Origin of the sequence: Sphingopyxis flava (genome assembly GCF_900168005.1) — a bacterium.
In the GTDB taxonomy this organism is placed as follows: Bacteria; Pseudomonadota; Alphaproteobacteria; order Sphingomonadales; family Sphingomonadaceae; genus Sphingopyxis; species Sphingopyxis flava.
In genome coordinates this window covers 1-14,315 of the sequence record NZ_FUYP01000025.1, presented here as the reverse complement: position 1 = coordinate 14,315, position 14,315 = coordinate 1, and the positions used below count along the sequence as shown (strand labels likewise).

The window sequence follows — 14,315 nt, the reverse complement described above, 5'->3', positions numbered from 1 at the left end:
GCCCGCCCGATATCAAAAGTCGACGGTGCGAGCCTCGAAAGCGTTCTGAAAGGCCGCCTCGCGTTCGGCCGCAGGGGGATAGATCCAGAGCGTATTGATTTCTGTCTTGACCTTCTTCGCCTCGACGCCGGTGAGTTCGACCGCGCGCGGCGACCAGCCGCGAGTGAAGATCGCGGCATCGGGACCGAGATCGAGGCACACGACATAGGATGGCTGATCATAGGGCAGCACAGCTTCGCCGAGCAAATCGGCTGCGGCATTATGGCCAGCAAAAGACCCGAGGCGGCGCGCGTGCTGGCATGACATCAACGAGAAATTGCCCTGGTCGTCGGTCGCCGCCTTGGCGGTGTCGCCGGTAGCGAAAACGTGCGGAGCTCCCGGCACGCGCAGATCGGGCGCGACCAGGATGCGGCCAAGATTGTCGCGCTCGGCAGGCAATTGCGCGGTCAAGGGGGATGCGCGCATACCCGCCGACCAGATCACCGTTTCCGTTTCAATTCGCTCACCATTGTCGAGGATGACGCCGCCTTCGTCGAGCGCAGCGATACAGGTTCCGACGATCGTTTCGATACCGAGTTCATTCAGTCGCGCCTCGATATAGGGGCGCGGCTCATCGCCCATGTCGCGGCCGACGCAGGGCGCCTGCTCGACGATGATCACTCGCACCGGCACATCCTCCCCGAGAATCTCGCGCAGTCGCCCCGGCATCTCGGTCGCTACTTCGATACCGGTAAAGCCACCGCCACCGACCACAACGGTGCCGCGTGCAGGAGAGTCAGGCCTTGCGGCGAGATTGCCAAGATGCCGATCGAGCGCAATCGCACCGTCGCGATCCGTAACGCTGTGCCCAAAGTCCGACAGCCCGGGGATCGGAGGCTGATAGCCATGACTTCCCGAAGCAACGATCAGCCTGTCGTAAGACAGCGTATCGGTCTGACCATTGGAGTTCGTGACGGCGATCCTCCCGTTGTCCGCATCGATCTTTTCGACCCGCCCTGCATGAAAGCTAATATCGGTCGCCGCGAAAAGCTCGCCCAGGGGCGCGGCCATCGACGCTGGATCACGCTCGTAAAGCCGTGGCCGGATGACCAGAGCGGACTGAGGAGCCACGACCGTGATTTTCAGATCCGCAGGGGAAACCCCTTTCTCATCGCGCAGACGGGCAGCCGAGAGCGCGGCCAGCAATCCGGCAAAGCCGGCTCCTATAATGATGATTTCCTTCGCCATTCGGTGTCTCCCGTGCCTGAGCGTCGATGGATATATCTCCGCGATACGGCGTTGCCGGGCGTGGAGGGTGAGACAGACCATCGCGAACGGGGCGCTACTCGCCAATCGTGCTGGCTAGATAGTCGATCCAAACGGAAGGTGCGGCCAATCTATACCTTGGAACAGGCCATGCCTCGCGGGTCTGGCTCCGAATGGAGTTGCCCTCGTGCGGCGAAGGCCTCCAGACCCGCCACAGCAGCGCGAACAGGCTGGCGGCGATGAAATCGCGTTCGATCGGCGACAGGCGCATCGAGATCGCCAGCAATGTGACCAGAGTTTCCAGTGCAAGCGATAGCGCCTTCAAAAGCGATCGGCTTCTCCAGGTTCCTCCTTTTTCGGTCACATGGCCTGTCGCGCGCCGCAGGAGCACATGGGTGAGGATGGTCACAGCCAGGGCACGCGGCATGATGGCGGGCGCAGCCCATGCGCAGCACCAATGAGCGAGCACCACCGGCGAGAAATCGATCTCATTGCCCCATAATCGCGGCCTGCGCGCCGGGCCGCTCAGGCGGCGGGGGGGCGCTCGGATTGTCCACAGGGTTCGCATGATTTTGTCCCGGCTATCCGATGACAAGATGCGCCCCTTCGGATCCTCTCGGCTATTGGTCCGTGGGCGTAGCGCGACCATACGAAGACATGGGAGCGATACGCCCGCCTCGATTGGGCCAAGCGCCAGTGCAGACATGTCCGCGGATAGGCGCCGATAAATTTGGTGCGATAATCCTCCGGCTGCGGATGCGGCGCACGATTCTCGTCGCCCTCGAGCGTGATTGTCGGCACCTTAATCCCCGGAAAGGTCGCGAGCCCAGCGAGGCGAGCGGTAAGCGAACGGTCAATCTCGGCCCGAGGCGCGAGCAATTGGCCAAGGTTCGCGGGCCAACATTATTCGCGTCATTCTAGCTTTCGCCCGCAGCGCCATCCGTGGGATTCAACAGGACCTTGAGCGCAGCCACTACCAATGGCCCATGAGACGATGCGGCCGCACCGATCTCCTCGATAGAACAGAATAGCCGGCGGGGGTCGAGGCCGAAGCAGAGCGCGATTAGCAACCATGCAGCGCTTCGCGGATCGCCGCGGCGAAGCGCCCCTTCTCGCATATGTGCGTCAAAGAAAGCCACGAGACGCGTTTCGACAACGCCAACGAGCCGCTCGTAAAGAAGGTCACCAACGGCAATCCGATCGGCTTCGGCCGCGACTTGTCTCTGGAGCCTCAGCGCCGCCGGCGATGAGACAGCCGCGACGAACCCATCGACAAATGCCGACAGAATTTCGAACACCTCGCCTGCGCGGTCGAGCAGGGCCAGCGTGTCGGTATGAAAGTCACGGCTGTCGGTATCGACAAACGCGGCAAACAGCGACTCCTTCGAGTTGAAATGGCTCCACAGATCCGATTTCGATCCGCCGACATCCGCGGCAATTGCCGACATTGTCGTCGCGCCATAGCCGTGCGTCAGAAAGTGCCGCCTCGCGACGTCCAGGATGCGCCGCCGCTGCGTCTCGCGGCGATCGGCCATCAGGTCTGCGGCGTGCTTCATTGCCCCGAGACCTCGCTCTCAGCCGCTTCCCATCCGCCGCCGAGCGCTTTGTAAAGCGCCGCAAGTTGCAGAAGCCGTGCCGCCTTTGCCTGAATATGGGCGCGGTCGGCAGCACTATACGCGATCTGTGCCTGGAGCAGTGCGGTCAGATCCTCCTCGCCCGAACGGTAACGGCGACGCGCGAGCTCGACCGCCTCGGCCGCGGCGGTTCGCGCGGCGGCTCGTTCGGTTGCTACAAAGCCGGCTGCTGCGAAGCGGTTGATGCTCGTCTCGCTGTCAGCGAGCGCGGCGAGGACCGCCCGTTCGTAGCGCGCGCGCGCAGCATCGGCACGCGCATCGGCGGCTCGGATTTGCGCGCGGATACGCCCACCCGAAAAGATGGGCCAGCGTAGAGACGGTCCCACCTGCAAGCGCAGGCTGCTATCGGACGGAAGGTCACCGGGCTCGCGGGCCTGCAGTCCGATTCCGCCGATCAGCGAGAGGCGCGGGAAGAGTTCGGCGGTCGCGACACCGATGTCGGCAGTCGAAGCGGCAAGGTCGCGCTCGGCGAGCCGGATGTCCGGGCGGCGCCGGAGGAGCTCCGAGCGAAGCCCCGCCGCGACTTCGAAGTCGGCCGCGGGCATTGGCGCGGCTTGCCGCAGCCGCATATCGAGCGCCTCGGGCGGCTGCCCGACGAGAAGCGCGAGCCGGAAGACCGCCGCCGCCGTGTCGCTTTCATAGGCGGGGATTGTCGCCGCCGTCGAGCGCGCTTGGGTTTCGGCGCGCAGGAAATCGAGGCGCGACGCCGCTCCGGCGCGCAGCCGGTCGCCGGCAAGCCGCGCGACGCCGGCCTGGGCTTCGGCATCGGCGATGGCGTTGCTCCGCAGCGCCTGCGCACTGCGCAAATCGATATAGGCGCGCACCACTTCGGCGATCACCTGGAGGATCACCCCGCGCCGCGCCTCCTCCGCCGCTTGGGCGCGGGCCTCGCCACTCTCGGTCGCGCGGCGCGTGCCACCCCAAAGATCGATCTCCCAGGAGGCATCGAAGCCGATGTCATAGATGGCGAGGCTGCGGCCTAGCCCCGGAACCTTGCCGACAGGCAGCTGGCCATTCTCGCTCAGCCGGCTCTGCGTCGCGATCGCCGACACCTCGGCTTGCGGCAGTTCGCGCCCATATATTGCATCGCGGTTGGCGCGCGCCTCTCGCAGGCGCGCACCAGCTTCCTCGATATCCTTGTTGCCCGCGATCGCGGCCTCGACCAGTTCGGTGAGCTGGGGATCATCGAAGCGTTGCCACCAGATCCCATCGACGGCCTTGCTGTTGACGGGGCTCACCCAGGCCTCGCGCACCTGCGGTTCGGGCGGGCGATAATCGGGGCCTACGGTTGTGCAGCCAGCGAGCGCGGCGGCAAGCAGCGCGGTCAGTGCGGTTTGCGTTCGGATTGACGGGGTCATGGTACTGTCTCGGCGCGCGCGGATTTCCTCATCGTCTTGGCGAGAAGAAGCTTGATTGCGACAATGCACGGCGCGCCGACAACGAAGAGCAGCGCGACGAGGTTGAAGGCGCTGTCGAAGGCGATCACCGCGGACTGCCCACCGACGGCGCGGCCGACCATCGCAGTCGCGCTTCTAGCCGCCGCGCCTGCCTCGACACCGCTTGCGACGAGCAGGTTGGTCGTCGCACTCATGCGTTCAGCGAGCGCGGGCGATCCGGTCGTGATCGCGGCGCCCAGCATTGTCTGGTTGTGAACGAGGCCATGATCGATCGAGGTCTGGAGCGCTGCGACCCCGATCAGCCCGCCGAGCTGGCGTCCGATGTTGAAGATGCCAAGTCCGTATGCGACGCTCTGCGAAGGCAATTTGCTGAACGCGATTAGCGTGATCGAAAGGAAGAGAAAGCCGAGACCCAGGCCGCGGAGCAGGATCGCAGGCATCATGTCGGCGGCGCCGCTCTGCCCTGTCGAACCAGAGAGCATCCACATCGCGATCATGATCGAGAGGATACCGAGCGGGACGGTCGCGAACGGCGACAAGCCGCGCGCCTGCATCAGCCACGCCGACAACAGCAGCGTTGCGAGGAAACAGGCACCGCTCGGCAGCAGCAATGCTCCCGCCCCGGTCGGCGTGAAGCCTAGCACCGAGAGTGCGAAGGCGGGGATGACAAAGGCGCTGCCGAACAGCGCCGCGCCCGCGACGAAGCTCACGAAAAAGGCGAAGGCGAAGTCTTGCGTGCGGAATACCGACAGGTCGAACAATCCTGAGGCGCCCGCACGAAGCTCGCGCGCTGCGAGGAAGATCAGACAACCAATCGCAATCGCGCTCAACCAGGCGATACGCGGTGCCTCGAGCCAGTTCCAGCGGCTCCCCTGCGTCAGCACATAGGTCGCAGCGAGCATTACCATGCTGAGAGCCAGTAGCCCGATAAGGTCAAGGCAACGCGGGGGCGCGGGGCGCTCCGATGTGTCGCCAGCAAGCATCAGCAATCCCGCCGCGCCGAGCGACAGCGGCACGACCGCGGCGAAAATCCAGCTCCAGTCGCGCTGGTCGATCAGCCAGCCCTCGAACAAGGGCGCAGCGGTTGCGGGCGCTACGACCGAGCCGATCGCGAACAGCGCCTGCAGAAAGGGCTGGCGCGCCGCGGGCCAGGTCCAGAACAGGATTGCCTGTCCAGCGATAAGCAAGGTCGCACCGGACAGCCCTTGCACCGCGCGCAGAAGGACGAGAGGATCGAGGCCGGTGACGACGGCAGCGAGCGCAGAGGCCGCGCCCATTATCAGCGTCGCGGCAAGCAGCACGCTACGCGGATCGACACGCGTCAGCAGCCAGGGCGCGAAGGCGAAACCGATGAGCTTGAATGCGGTATAGCCAATGTCGAGACCGGCGAACTCGTCGGGAGTCGCCGCCGTATCCCCGATGATGTCGGCGCGTCCAAGTGCAAGGATCGTGCTTGCGAGCGTCTCGGACAGGCAGGCGAGCAATATGCCAGTGACCAGCAGCCAGCCCGGCGCTGGCGCTCCAGCGCGCAGTTCCTCCGGAGCGGCCGCCGTTATCATGCCTGCCGGCCGCGCAGGACCTCGACCCGCGCCGAGAGCCCAGGCACGAGCCGCCCCAGGAGCGGGTTGGTCCGAAGACGTATCTTGACCGGGACGCGTTGCACGACGCGCACGAAATTGCCGGTTGCATTGTCGGCGGGGATCAGCGCGAAAGCCGATCCGCTGCCGGGCGCGAGGCTGTCGACAAAGCCCTCGATCGCGACGTCAGGATAACCGTCGACGCGGATACGCACGGCCTGGCCCGGACGGATAAATTCGAGCTGTGTCTCCTTGAAATTGGCGACAACATAAAGATCGGCGACCGGCACGATGTCGAGCAGCGCCGCCCCCGGTGAGACGAGGCGGCCGACGCGGACCTGGCGATTGCCGACAACACCCGCGATCGGCGCGCGCACCACCGTATTGTCGAGGTCGATCTGCGCAAGATCGCGCGCAGCTTCCGCCTGCGCGAGCGCAGCGAGTGCGGCTGCATGTTGCGCACCCAGCAGATCGACCCGCTGGCGCTGCGCATCGAGTGTGGCCTCCGAGGCGGCAACCCCTGCTGCGGCGCGCACCTGGCCGGAGCTGCTTTCGTCGACCTGCGCCTGGCTGACCGCGCCGCCATCGATCAGCGCCAAGCGCCGGTCGCTAGTCTTGCGCGCGAGCGCGAGGTCCGACGACGCCGCGCGGCGCTGCGCGGCAGCCTGCCGCACCAGGATATGCTGGAGCGCGATATCTTCGCGGCTGCTCGCGACGCGCGCGCGCGCCGCCTGCACATTGGCCTGGGCTTGGGCGAGCTTTGCGCGATAGTCCCGGTCGTCGATGCGGAACAAAATGTCACCCGCTCGCACCGCTTGATTGTCCTTGACCTCAACAGCGACGACATAGCCGCCGACCTTGGGCGCAAGCGAGGTGACGTCGCCACGCACATAGGCATTGTTCGTCTCCGCCGCCTCGTCGCCCGCTGCCAACACCAAGAGGAGAAGTGCGATGAGAAGCGCCGCCGCGATGAGAAGCAGCCCGGCTTTTTTGCGCCTGGTCAGTGTCGCCATGATCGCCTCCGGTAATGGACGTTACCGTTGACCTATACGGTAACGATCATTACCGGTCAATCTATCCAGAAGTAGGGGAGAGTATCGACTGTGAGTGGAGGCACGCCCGAAAATCGAGGCAAGGTGGGGCGTGAGGCGCTCCTCGAAGCGGCCGCGGCGATCTTTTTCGAGCAGGGCTATGCCGCGACCCGCATTGACGACATCATCGAGCGCGCAGGCGGTTCGAAACGCAATATCTATGACCAGTTCGGCAACAAGGAGGGGCTGCTCACCGCGATCGTGTCGGACCATGCCGGACGCGCTCTCGCGGCGCTGTCGCTGGACGATCCGGGGCCCGGCGGGCTTCAGTCGATGCTCCTCGCCTTCGGCCGCCAGCTCATCGACATCTCGCTGTCCCCCGCACTCCTCGGCATCTATCGCATCGCGACGACCGAATATGCGCGCTTTCCGGATCTGGTGCGCCGCTTCTACGATCTAGGCCCGGGTCTCGCGAGCACGACGCTGGCGAAAGTGCTTGCCGCCGCCGACGCGCGCGGCGAGATCGGCCCGTGCGACGCGTCAGCCGCCGCCGACCATTTCGTCGGCATGATCCGTGGCAATCTCCATCTCCAGGTGCTGCTCGGATTGCGCCCCGCACCGGACGAAGCCGAACGGACCGCGCTTGTCTCTTCCGCCGTCAACATTTTCCTGACCGGGCTCGGCCACCGGGGCTAATCGGCAAATTCGTGCAGTCTTAGGACAGCGTCCTCAGCTCGGTTCTGGAGCTGCTAAACCTGGCTTGTCGGAGCCAATGCCTCGCTCAAGTTCCATAGAGGGTCCGCTAGCGCGGACTCCGATGCCCAGGGTTTGACGCCGCGGCGCGCCTCGGATTCTGCGGGAGAAGGTGCCGACCGATTGTGGATCGACGAGGTCCATTTCGGCGATTGCGACGTTGGCGAGCGCCGCGGCGTCGGCGTCGTAGCGTTCGCCGGAATGCCGCGCGAACGCATGTCCGCATCCGGGATAAGCGTGGACCAGCACGGCGGGGTTCGCAGCAAACGCGCCGTTGACCGACCTTTGCGCCCTTTCGGAAATATATTCGTCATCGCCGCCGAGATGAATCATCAAGGGGGCATTGGATATTGTGTGCTTCGGCCATCCCGGGATAATAGGCAACGGCGGCATTCGCACCGCGGCGCGCGCTGACGAGATAGGCCATCAAGCCGCCGAGACAGTAGCCGACCAGCCCAGTCTTTCCGGAGGCGCCGGGAATCGTCGCGGCGAATTCCATGACCGCCGCCATATCCTCTGCGACTTGGTCGATCGTAGATTTTATATAGCGCGATCGCTCTGCCCACGTCGGCCGGTGTCCGCGGAGACAGTTCCACGCCGTGCTCCTGTCGCCAGAAAAGTTCCGGGGCGGCAGCCAGAGAACCCTGATCGGCCCACTCTCGACAGTTCGCGCGCATGTCGTCGTTCAGACCGAAATCCTCGTGCAGGAGAACAACGACCGGCCCCTTGCCGGAAGGCGGATGCTCGACGAACGCGCGGGTTGATCCGCCATCGAGCTCGATATCAGCATATTGTCCCGTGGACGCCTCCGGGAGGGCTGGCCGCCGCAATCGTTTGAACGGTGATACTTTAGGTTGAGAAGAGGAGCACGCGATCAGCTCCGGACCGCAGGGCGGCCGAGGCGATAAATATCCCGCCCCGGCCGCGCGCCCTCATCCGCGAATGAAGGCGAGCATATCCTTGTTGATGACCTCGGCGTGAACAGCGGCCATACCGTGCGGATAGCCCTCGTATGATTTGAGCACGCCTTTCGCGAGCAGCTTCGCCGACAAGGGCGCCGAGTTCGCATAGGGAACGACCTGGTCGTCGGTGCCGTGCATGACGAGTGTCGGCACCGCGATCTTTTTCAGATCGTCGGTGAAATCGGTCTCGGAGAAGGCCTTGATGCAGTCGTAATGCGCCTTGGCGCTGCCGACCATGCCCTGACGCCACCAATTCTGGATCAGGCCCTTGCTGATCGTCGCGCTGTCACGGTTGAAGCCGTAGAAGGGTCCCGAAGCGATATCGATATAGAATTGCGAGCGGTCGGCGGCGAGCGCCTTGCGGAACCCGTCGAAGACGTCGATCGGCAGGCCGCCCGGGTTGCTCGCCTTCTTCACCATCACCGGCGGCACAGCGCCGACGAGAATCAGTTTCGAAACCGCGCCCGGCTTGGCGCGCGCGGCATAATGGGCGGCTTCGCCGCCGCCCGTCGAATGGCCGATATGCACCGCGCCTTTGAGGTCAAGCCCCGCGACCAGCGCCGCCACATCGGCGGCATAGGTGTCCATGTCGTTTCCGGTATCGGTCTGGGTGGAGCGGCCATGGCCCCGCCGGTCGTGCGCGATCACGCGGTAGCCTTGCGACAGGAAGAAGAGGAGCTGGTTGTCCCATTCGTCCGCGGTCAGCGGCCAGCCGTGATGGAAGACGAGCGGCTGCGCGTCGCGCGGCCCCCAATCCTTGTAGAAAATCTGCACGCCTTCGGCGGCGGTAATGAAATTCATCGGATGTGCTCCTTGATTTGCGGAAGGGAGAGGTGCGCCGAGAGCCGACATCGGCCAATTGAGATTGCTGGCGAGCGCGATCCCGCCACCAGCGGCGACAAATGACCGGCGGTTGAGCATGAAGTCTTCCAAAATCGCCATATGATATCCCCTGACTGGTTGACGTTGCCGCAAGGTCCAGATCCCCGACGCGAGGACCGGACAGGGGCATATTGCGTTTTGGAGACCCGCTTGTGCATCGTGCCAAGGATCGAGCCGACCTATCCTTTGGTCGCACGCCGATAGACGGCGCGGTGCATCGCACCCGGGCGCGGAGCGTTAACCTTCGGCCGCTGAAAAAATTCTCCGCTCATTTGCGGGTGCGCACGAGCGGCGGTGCCTTGCTTTCAAACCTTTAGCTCACGCTCAAAAGACAGAAAGGGACGAGAGATGATTTCCAGCCGAGCACGCCGCAATCTTGCGGCCGCCCGCCTCGGAGCGCTTGCGGCGCTCCTGGTGCTTCGTCCTGATCCGCGAGGACCTATGGTGAGATAATAATCCAGCCCGCCGCACCGCCTGCAGCACGGCAAATAATCTGTGCTCAGATTTCCGCATCCATCCTGATTGGCAGGGCGAATGTAAAGGTCGCTCCTCGCGATTGGTTGTTTGTAGCCCAAAGCTTGCCCCCATGAGCCTCGACGATCGACCGACAGATGGCTAGCCCAATCCCCATCCCATCATCCTTGGTCGTAAAAAATGGTTCGAAAATTCGCGCGGCCGGGTCGAGGCCAGGACCATTGTCACTTACGTCCGTCCTGACCAGATCCTCTACCTGGCTGACACGTAGCCGCAGGACGCGGTTCGTCGTGATATTATCCATAGCGTCCATGCCATTGCGGATAAGGTTGATCAGCACCTGTTGAATCTGGACCGGATCGAGTGCGATCGGCGGCAGTGAGTTCGCTACATCGGCTTTAATCTGGACACCCCGTCGCGCTGCCTCGTCCACCAGCAATTCCTGCGTGTCAGCGATCACTTTGCTGAGCGGCGTAACAATCCTTGTCCCGGTCGATCGGCTGAACAGCGCCCGGGTACGGCTCACGATGTCGGCTGCGGCATTCGCACTGCGGCTGATCCTTTCTGCAGTGATTTTGGCACGCCCGATATTGGGAGGTTCAGCACAGAGCCAACGGTGACAAGCATGAGAATTGGCGACGATGGCAGCGAGCGGTTGATTGACCTCATGCGCTATCGAGGCGGAAAGCTCCGCGAGGCTGGCGGCTTGGCTCGCACGCGCAAGCCGCTCCTGCGCGAGCTGCAACTCTTGCTGCGCCCTGACCTCGCGGTCGATATCAAGACAAATGACATTCCATTGTCGGATTGTCCCATCCGCGTCCCGCATCGGAGCAGCGCGCGTTTCCACCCAACGGTATTGGCCGTCCAGGCGCCTTAGCCGGTGTCTTCGAGAATATGGTTCGCCCGTCGCCAACGAGCGCGCATAATTGGTGCGCACGCCCACCAGGTCATCAGGATGAACGCTCGCCTCGAGAGTGCCCGCCAGGCGGGACTTTCCCGCTGCGTCCAGATCGCTGAAACCATAACCAAGATATTCGCTCAGTTGCTGGCTGCGATAGATGGGCTCACCGTCAGGTGTCGCGCAGTCAATCATGGCCGGCAATGTTTCGACCAATTGGTGCAGCATTCGCTCTCTTTCCCGCAAAGCTTCCTGTGCACGCATTTCGTCTTCAACGTCGATCGAGGCGATGTACCATTGCACGATCGTACCATCCGCTGCGCGCAATGGTTGCGCCCGTGCTTCTATCCAACGGTAGACCCCGTCTTTCTCGCGCTGGCGAAATCTGTTCACAAACGCGCTGCCGGTCGCGAATCCCTCTGACGCCCTGCGAAACATGGCCGGAAAGTCATCGGGGTGCGCCACATCACGCGCAAGCGCGTCGAAATCATCGGCATGCGTCGGCGGCGAGCCGACCGTCTCTATATACCGCCTGCTCGCATAGGTCATCGCGCCCGATGGCGAGAAGCTCAGGATATTGACGGGCAAGGCGTCGAGCATCTGCTCGAGCTGCTGCTTGCTGGCGCGCAGCTCTTCATCTGCCTTCCGCTGATCGTCTATGTCATGGCAGGTTCCGTACCATTTGACGATGCGGCCCCCGACATCCTGCATCGCTTCGGCGCTCGCGGCCATCCAGCGGTACACACCATCGGCCCGGCGCATGCGCCATTTCATGGAAAGCCTTTGACCGCTTGCTATAGAACGCTCAAATGCCTCAGTCACATCGGCCGCATCGTCGGGATGGATAACGGCCTCGATTAACGCTGTTCGCCGGCTGCTGTCGGGCTTGCCCAGATCAGAGACATCCACTCCAAGGTAATCGACAAATCTCTTGTTGAAAAAATCCGGCACGCCGTCGGGCGTGAGCCGCCACAGATAAGTTGGGATCATGTCGACCAGTTGCGACAATTCCCGTTTCTGATCGCGCATCACATCTTCCGCGCGCTTGTGCTCGGTCAGGTCAAGAATGTAGGCGACACCCTGCCGGGATTCCTCGTCGAAGCAGGCGGCTCCGATCAGCACCGGCACCCGAGTGCCATCCTTTCTGAAATATTCCTTCTCACGAGCTTGCATCTTGCCCGTCGAAGCGAGCTCTTCAACCTCTTCGAGATCGTGCACTTCCTGCCATTCGGGAGGGGTCATATCGAGCCATCGCAGCCCGGCCTTCAAATCCTGCCGATCATATTGGACCATATCAAGAAACGCGTCGTTGGCGTCGAGAAGAGTTCCATCCAGGTCCCAGATAACAATTCCGATGATATCGGAGTCGATCAACCGTCGGATCCGGGCCTCGCGCCGGGCGAGATCCTGACAAAGCTGAACCTGGTCATTGATATCTATGGTTGTGCCGAACCATTCAGTGATGTTGCCCCGTCCATCACGAAATGGCCTTCCAGAATTTCGGAACCAGCGATAGCTTCCATCCGCGCGCCGCAACCGGTGTTCCGCGTCATAGTGATCGCCTGTTCGCAAGCAATGCTGCCATTGGGCTGCAACACGCTCATAATCATCCGGATGGATGACGAGCCGCCAGCCAAACGCATCGTCAGCGCCCGATGCATTGAGATCCTCGTGAGACACGCCCAGGAAATCAAGGGCGTTAGGAGTAACATATGTGAATTGCCCGGCTGCGTTGGCCGACCAGCCGAAGCCCGGCATGCTTTCTAAGATTCGCAGCTTGCGCTGAATATCCCGGTGGTCTTCCGCTATCATCGAACCGCCTTTTTCTCCCACGTTCGGCTGCACGGCAGGCATCAGTCGGCACTTGTGCCGGGCCGGGATTCGCAGTGAAGATCAGCGTGGCCAACCAGTTGTGCAACACGCGCTTCCGCTTTGAACTTACTTCCCCAGATCCCGGAGAATAGAGCAAGACGGCCGCGATTATACCTGTGCCAAGGTATAGCGTAAGGGACCTTCTTCAACAGAATACAACCGCTTCTGGTCGGTCAAACCATGTTGTATATCTGCCATTGAAAAAAGGACCTAAGCTGCGTGATTGAGGCATTGTACGTTCTGGCCGGCGCAACGGTAGCAATTTCAATCGATTGGGCGATTTACACTCACCTAGGCGCGTACCTCTATGTCGGCTTTCCAAAGACGCCGTACAGGCGTTACCGTGAAATAGGCCGAGGCAGCGTAATAGCGCTAGCGAGGACGGCTTCTGTCGTTATTGCCGGAATGTCGGCGGGATTCGCTTTCGCCTCAACGAATGCATCGCTTTGGCTACTAGCAGTCGGGCTGTTCGGCTTCCGAAACTTTCACAACTACCGCTTGCGCGTGCTCGCTCTTTGCGGTTGGAATGGCGTCATCAATCGGGTCTGATCCACCCTCATCCCCCGTTCACGGGGAAGAGCCTGATGGTTCCGGCTGGATCAGCCCGGATTCCACTCAGCGAGTCTCATCGAAAAAGCGGTGAAAAACCAGCCGCTTACTGGACGTCCTCGGACATCCCGAGGAGAACAGATGGTGCCCAGAAGAGGAGCTTAATGGGGCACGAAAGCGGCAGATTTCCTATACAATTTCGCATTGAAAATCGCTGAAACCATCACAGGAACCATCACATATTTTGGCAAGTGCTGGATCGTCCCGGAAAGCCAGTGGTTGATCGCAAGATCGGATAAGTTTACAGGTACGGGTCGTCAGACAGGTTCGACCGCGTCGCTAAGCCCGGTCACTTGGTTTCGACGAACTGGCCGTTTTGAAGTTTGTCGGTCGTGACCTTCCGTCCAGCCGCCGAATGAATATCATCGCCGCGACATTGCCTACGAGCGCATCGAACGCCCTCACCCTGCACGAGCTCCGAGGGCGACCACGGACGCGCCGACAGAGGAAAGCTTTCGCTTTCCCAGTCACGATATTCTGTACAGGCTGCAACGCGCCAACTTTAGAAATTGCGTATTTTATCCGCCATGACCGGACAAAAAAGACAAAAGCTAAAGCAATTGATCGAGCGCGTTCCGCCCGGCTTTTTGGTCGATGCTCGGTGGCTTGCCGAGCAGGAGATAAGCACAAGCTCGGTCCATGACGATCAGCGCGTAGGCTAGCTCGAGCATGTCGCGCGCGGAGTCCACCTCCTTTATCGTCGATGTTTCGTGCTAAGAACGAGCATCTTCCGATATGATATTGAGCGATTCAAGGCTGCCATGCGTAATACCAAGTCTCATTGATCAGAACCCATGGGCCCAGTGACGCATGCCAAGGGACATGATGCGCCAGGGCTGATCGACAAGGCGGTTCCAAGCGAAGCAGCAATGATCGACGATATCGTCGTAGGATTTGAAGATGCGGTTCGAAAGCCAGTTGTCGCGCATGAACTGCCAGACGTTCTCGACCGGGTTGAGTTCGGGACACCTCGGCGGCAGC

The 14,315-nt window shown here is 62.2% G+C and carries 10 protein-coding genes and 2 pseudogenes; 1 reads left to right on the top strand and 11 read right to left on the bottom strand.

Annotated features, from left to right (window positions below):
- Nucleotides 1-12: 12 nt before the first annotated feature.
- From B5X69_RS16130 to B5X69_RS16100, 6 genes are all read right to left on the bottom strand, one after another.
- On the bottom strand, nucleotides 13-1,227 hold the full coding sequence (locus B5X69_RS16130; protein ID WP_079639631.1) for an NAD(P)/FAD-dependent oxidoreductase: 1,215 nt from the start codon (nucleotides 1,225-1,227) through the stop codon (nucleotides 13-15).
- A 94-nt stretch (nucleotides 1,228-1,321) separates the two neighbouring features.
- Entirely contained in the window at nucleotides 1,322-1,717 is a 396-nt protein-coding gene (locus B5X69_RS16125; protein WP_079639630.1) for a hypothetical protein, read from the bottom strand.
- A 445-nt stretch (nucleotides 1,718-2,162) separates the two neighbouring features.
- Nucleotides 2,163-2,801, bottom strand: a complete 639-nt coding sequence (locus B5X69_RS16115) for a TetR/AcrR family transcriptional regulator (RefSeq protein ID WP_079639628.1) — start codon at nucleotides 2,799-2,801, stop codon at nucleotides 2,163-2,165.
- Entirely contained in the window at nucleotides 2,798-4,237 is a 1,440-nt protein-coding gene (locus tag B5X69_RS16110; protein ID WP_079639627.1) for an efflux transporter outer membrane subunit, read from the bottom strand. The genes B5X69_RS16115 and B5X69_RS16110 overlap by 4 nt, the downstream gene beginning before the upstream one ends.
- A complete protein-coding gene (locus B5X69_RS16105; protein ID WP_079639626.1) occupies nucleotides 4,234-5,835 on the bottom strand; it encodes an MFS transporter in 1,602 nt (533 codons plus the stop codon). The genes B5X69_RS16110 and B5X69_RS16105 overlap by 4 nt, the downstream gene beginning before the upstream one ends.
- Nucleotides 5,832-6,866, bottom strand: coding sequence for an HlyD family secretion protein (locus B5X69_RS16100; RefSeq protein ID WP_079639625.1), 1,035 nt, complete (start codon nucleotides 6,864-6,866; stop codon nucleotides 5,832-5,834). The genes B5X69_RS16105 and B5X69_RS16100 overlap by 4 nt, the downstream gene beginning before the upstream one ends.
- A 90-nt stretch (nucleotides 6,867-6,956) precedes the next feature.
- On the opposite strand from B5X69_RS16100, the gene B5X69_RS16095 reads away from it, so the two are divergent.
- Nucleotides 6,957-7,580: a TetR/AcrR family transcriptional regulator gene (locus B5X69_RS16095; protein ID WP_079639624.1), complete on the top strand. Its 624-nt coding sequence runs from the start codon at nucleotides 6,957-6,959 to the stop codon at nucleotides 7,578-7,580.
- Nucleotides 7,581-7,613: 33 nt separating this feature from the next.
- Here B5X69_RS16095 and B5X69_RS22300 read toward each other — a convergent pair.
- From B5X69_RS22300 to B5X69_RS16075, 5 genes and pseudogenes are all read right to left on the bottom strand, one after another.
- Nucleotides 7,614-8,136: pseudogene (locus B5X69_RS22300) on the bottom strand (dienelactone hydrolase family protein).
- Between the two features lie 139 nt (nucleotides 8,137-8,275).
- Nucleotides 8,276-8,467 (bottom strand): annotated as a pseudogene (locus tag B5X69_RS22470) (hypothetical protein); the annotation flags it as partial.
- A 102-nt stretch (nucleotides 8,468-8,569) separates the two neighbouring features.
- Entirely contained in the window at nucleotides 8,570-9,400 is an 831-nt protein-coding gene (locus tag B5X69_RS16085) for an alpha/beta fold hydrolase (RefSeq protein ID WP_079639665.1), read from the bottom strand.
- Between the two features lie 580 nt (nucleotides 9,401-9,980).
- Nucleotides 9,981-12,707 carry a PAS domain-containing protein gene (locus B5X69_RS16080; RefSeq protein WP_079639623.1) on the bottom strand — a complete coding sequence of 909 codons (2,727 nt, stop codon included), beginning with the start codon at nucleotides 12,705-12,707 and terminating at the stop codon, nucleotides 9,981-9,983.
- A gap of 1,412 nt (nucleotides 12,708-14,119) precedes the next feature.
- Nucleotides 14,120-14,315: transposase (locus B5X69_RS16075; protein WP_176141636.1), on the bottom strand; the 196-nt coding region annotated here is incomplete at its 5' end.

Excerpts from the sequence above, each read along its gene's own strand:
- B5X69_RS16130 (WP_079639631.1), bottom strand. The coding sequence starts at position 1,227 with ATGGCGAAGGAAATCATCATTATAGGAGCCGGCTTTGCCGGATTGCTG.
- B5X69_RS16115 (WP_079639628.1), bottom strand. The coding sequence starts at position 2,801 with ATGAAGCACGCCGCAGACCTGATGGCCGATCGCCGCGAGACGCAGCGG.
- B5X69_RS16110 (WP_079639627.1), bottom strand. The coding sequence starts at position 4,237 with ATGACCCCGTCAATCCGAACGCAAACCGCACTGACCGCGCTGCTTGCC.
- B5X69_RS16105 (WP_079639626.1), bottom strand. The coding sequence starts at position 5,835 with ATGATAACGGCGGCCGCTCCGGAGGAACTGCGCGCTGGAGCGCCAGCG.
- B5X69_RS16100 (WP_079639625.1), bottom strand. The coding sequence starts at position 6,866 with ATGGCGACACTGACCAGGCGCAAAAAAGCCGGGCTGCTTCTCATCGCG.
- B5X69_RS16085 (WP_079639665.1), bottom strand. The coding sequence starts at position 9,400 with ATGAATTTCATTACCGCCGCCGAAGGCGTGCAGATTTTCTACAAGGAT.
- B5X69_RS16080 (WP_079639623.1), bottom strand. The coding sequence starts at position 12,707 with ATGCCTGCCGTGCAGCCGAACGTGGGAGAAAAAGGCGGTTCGATGATA.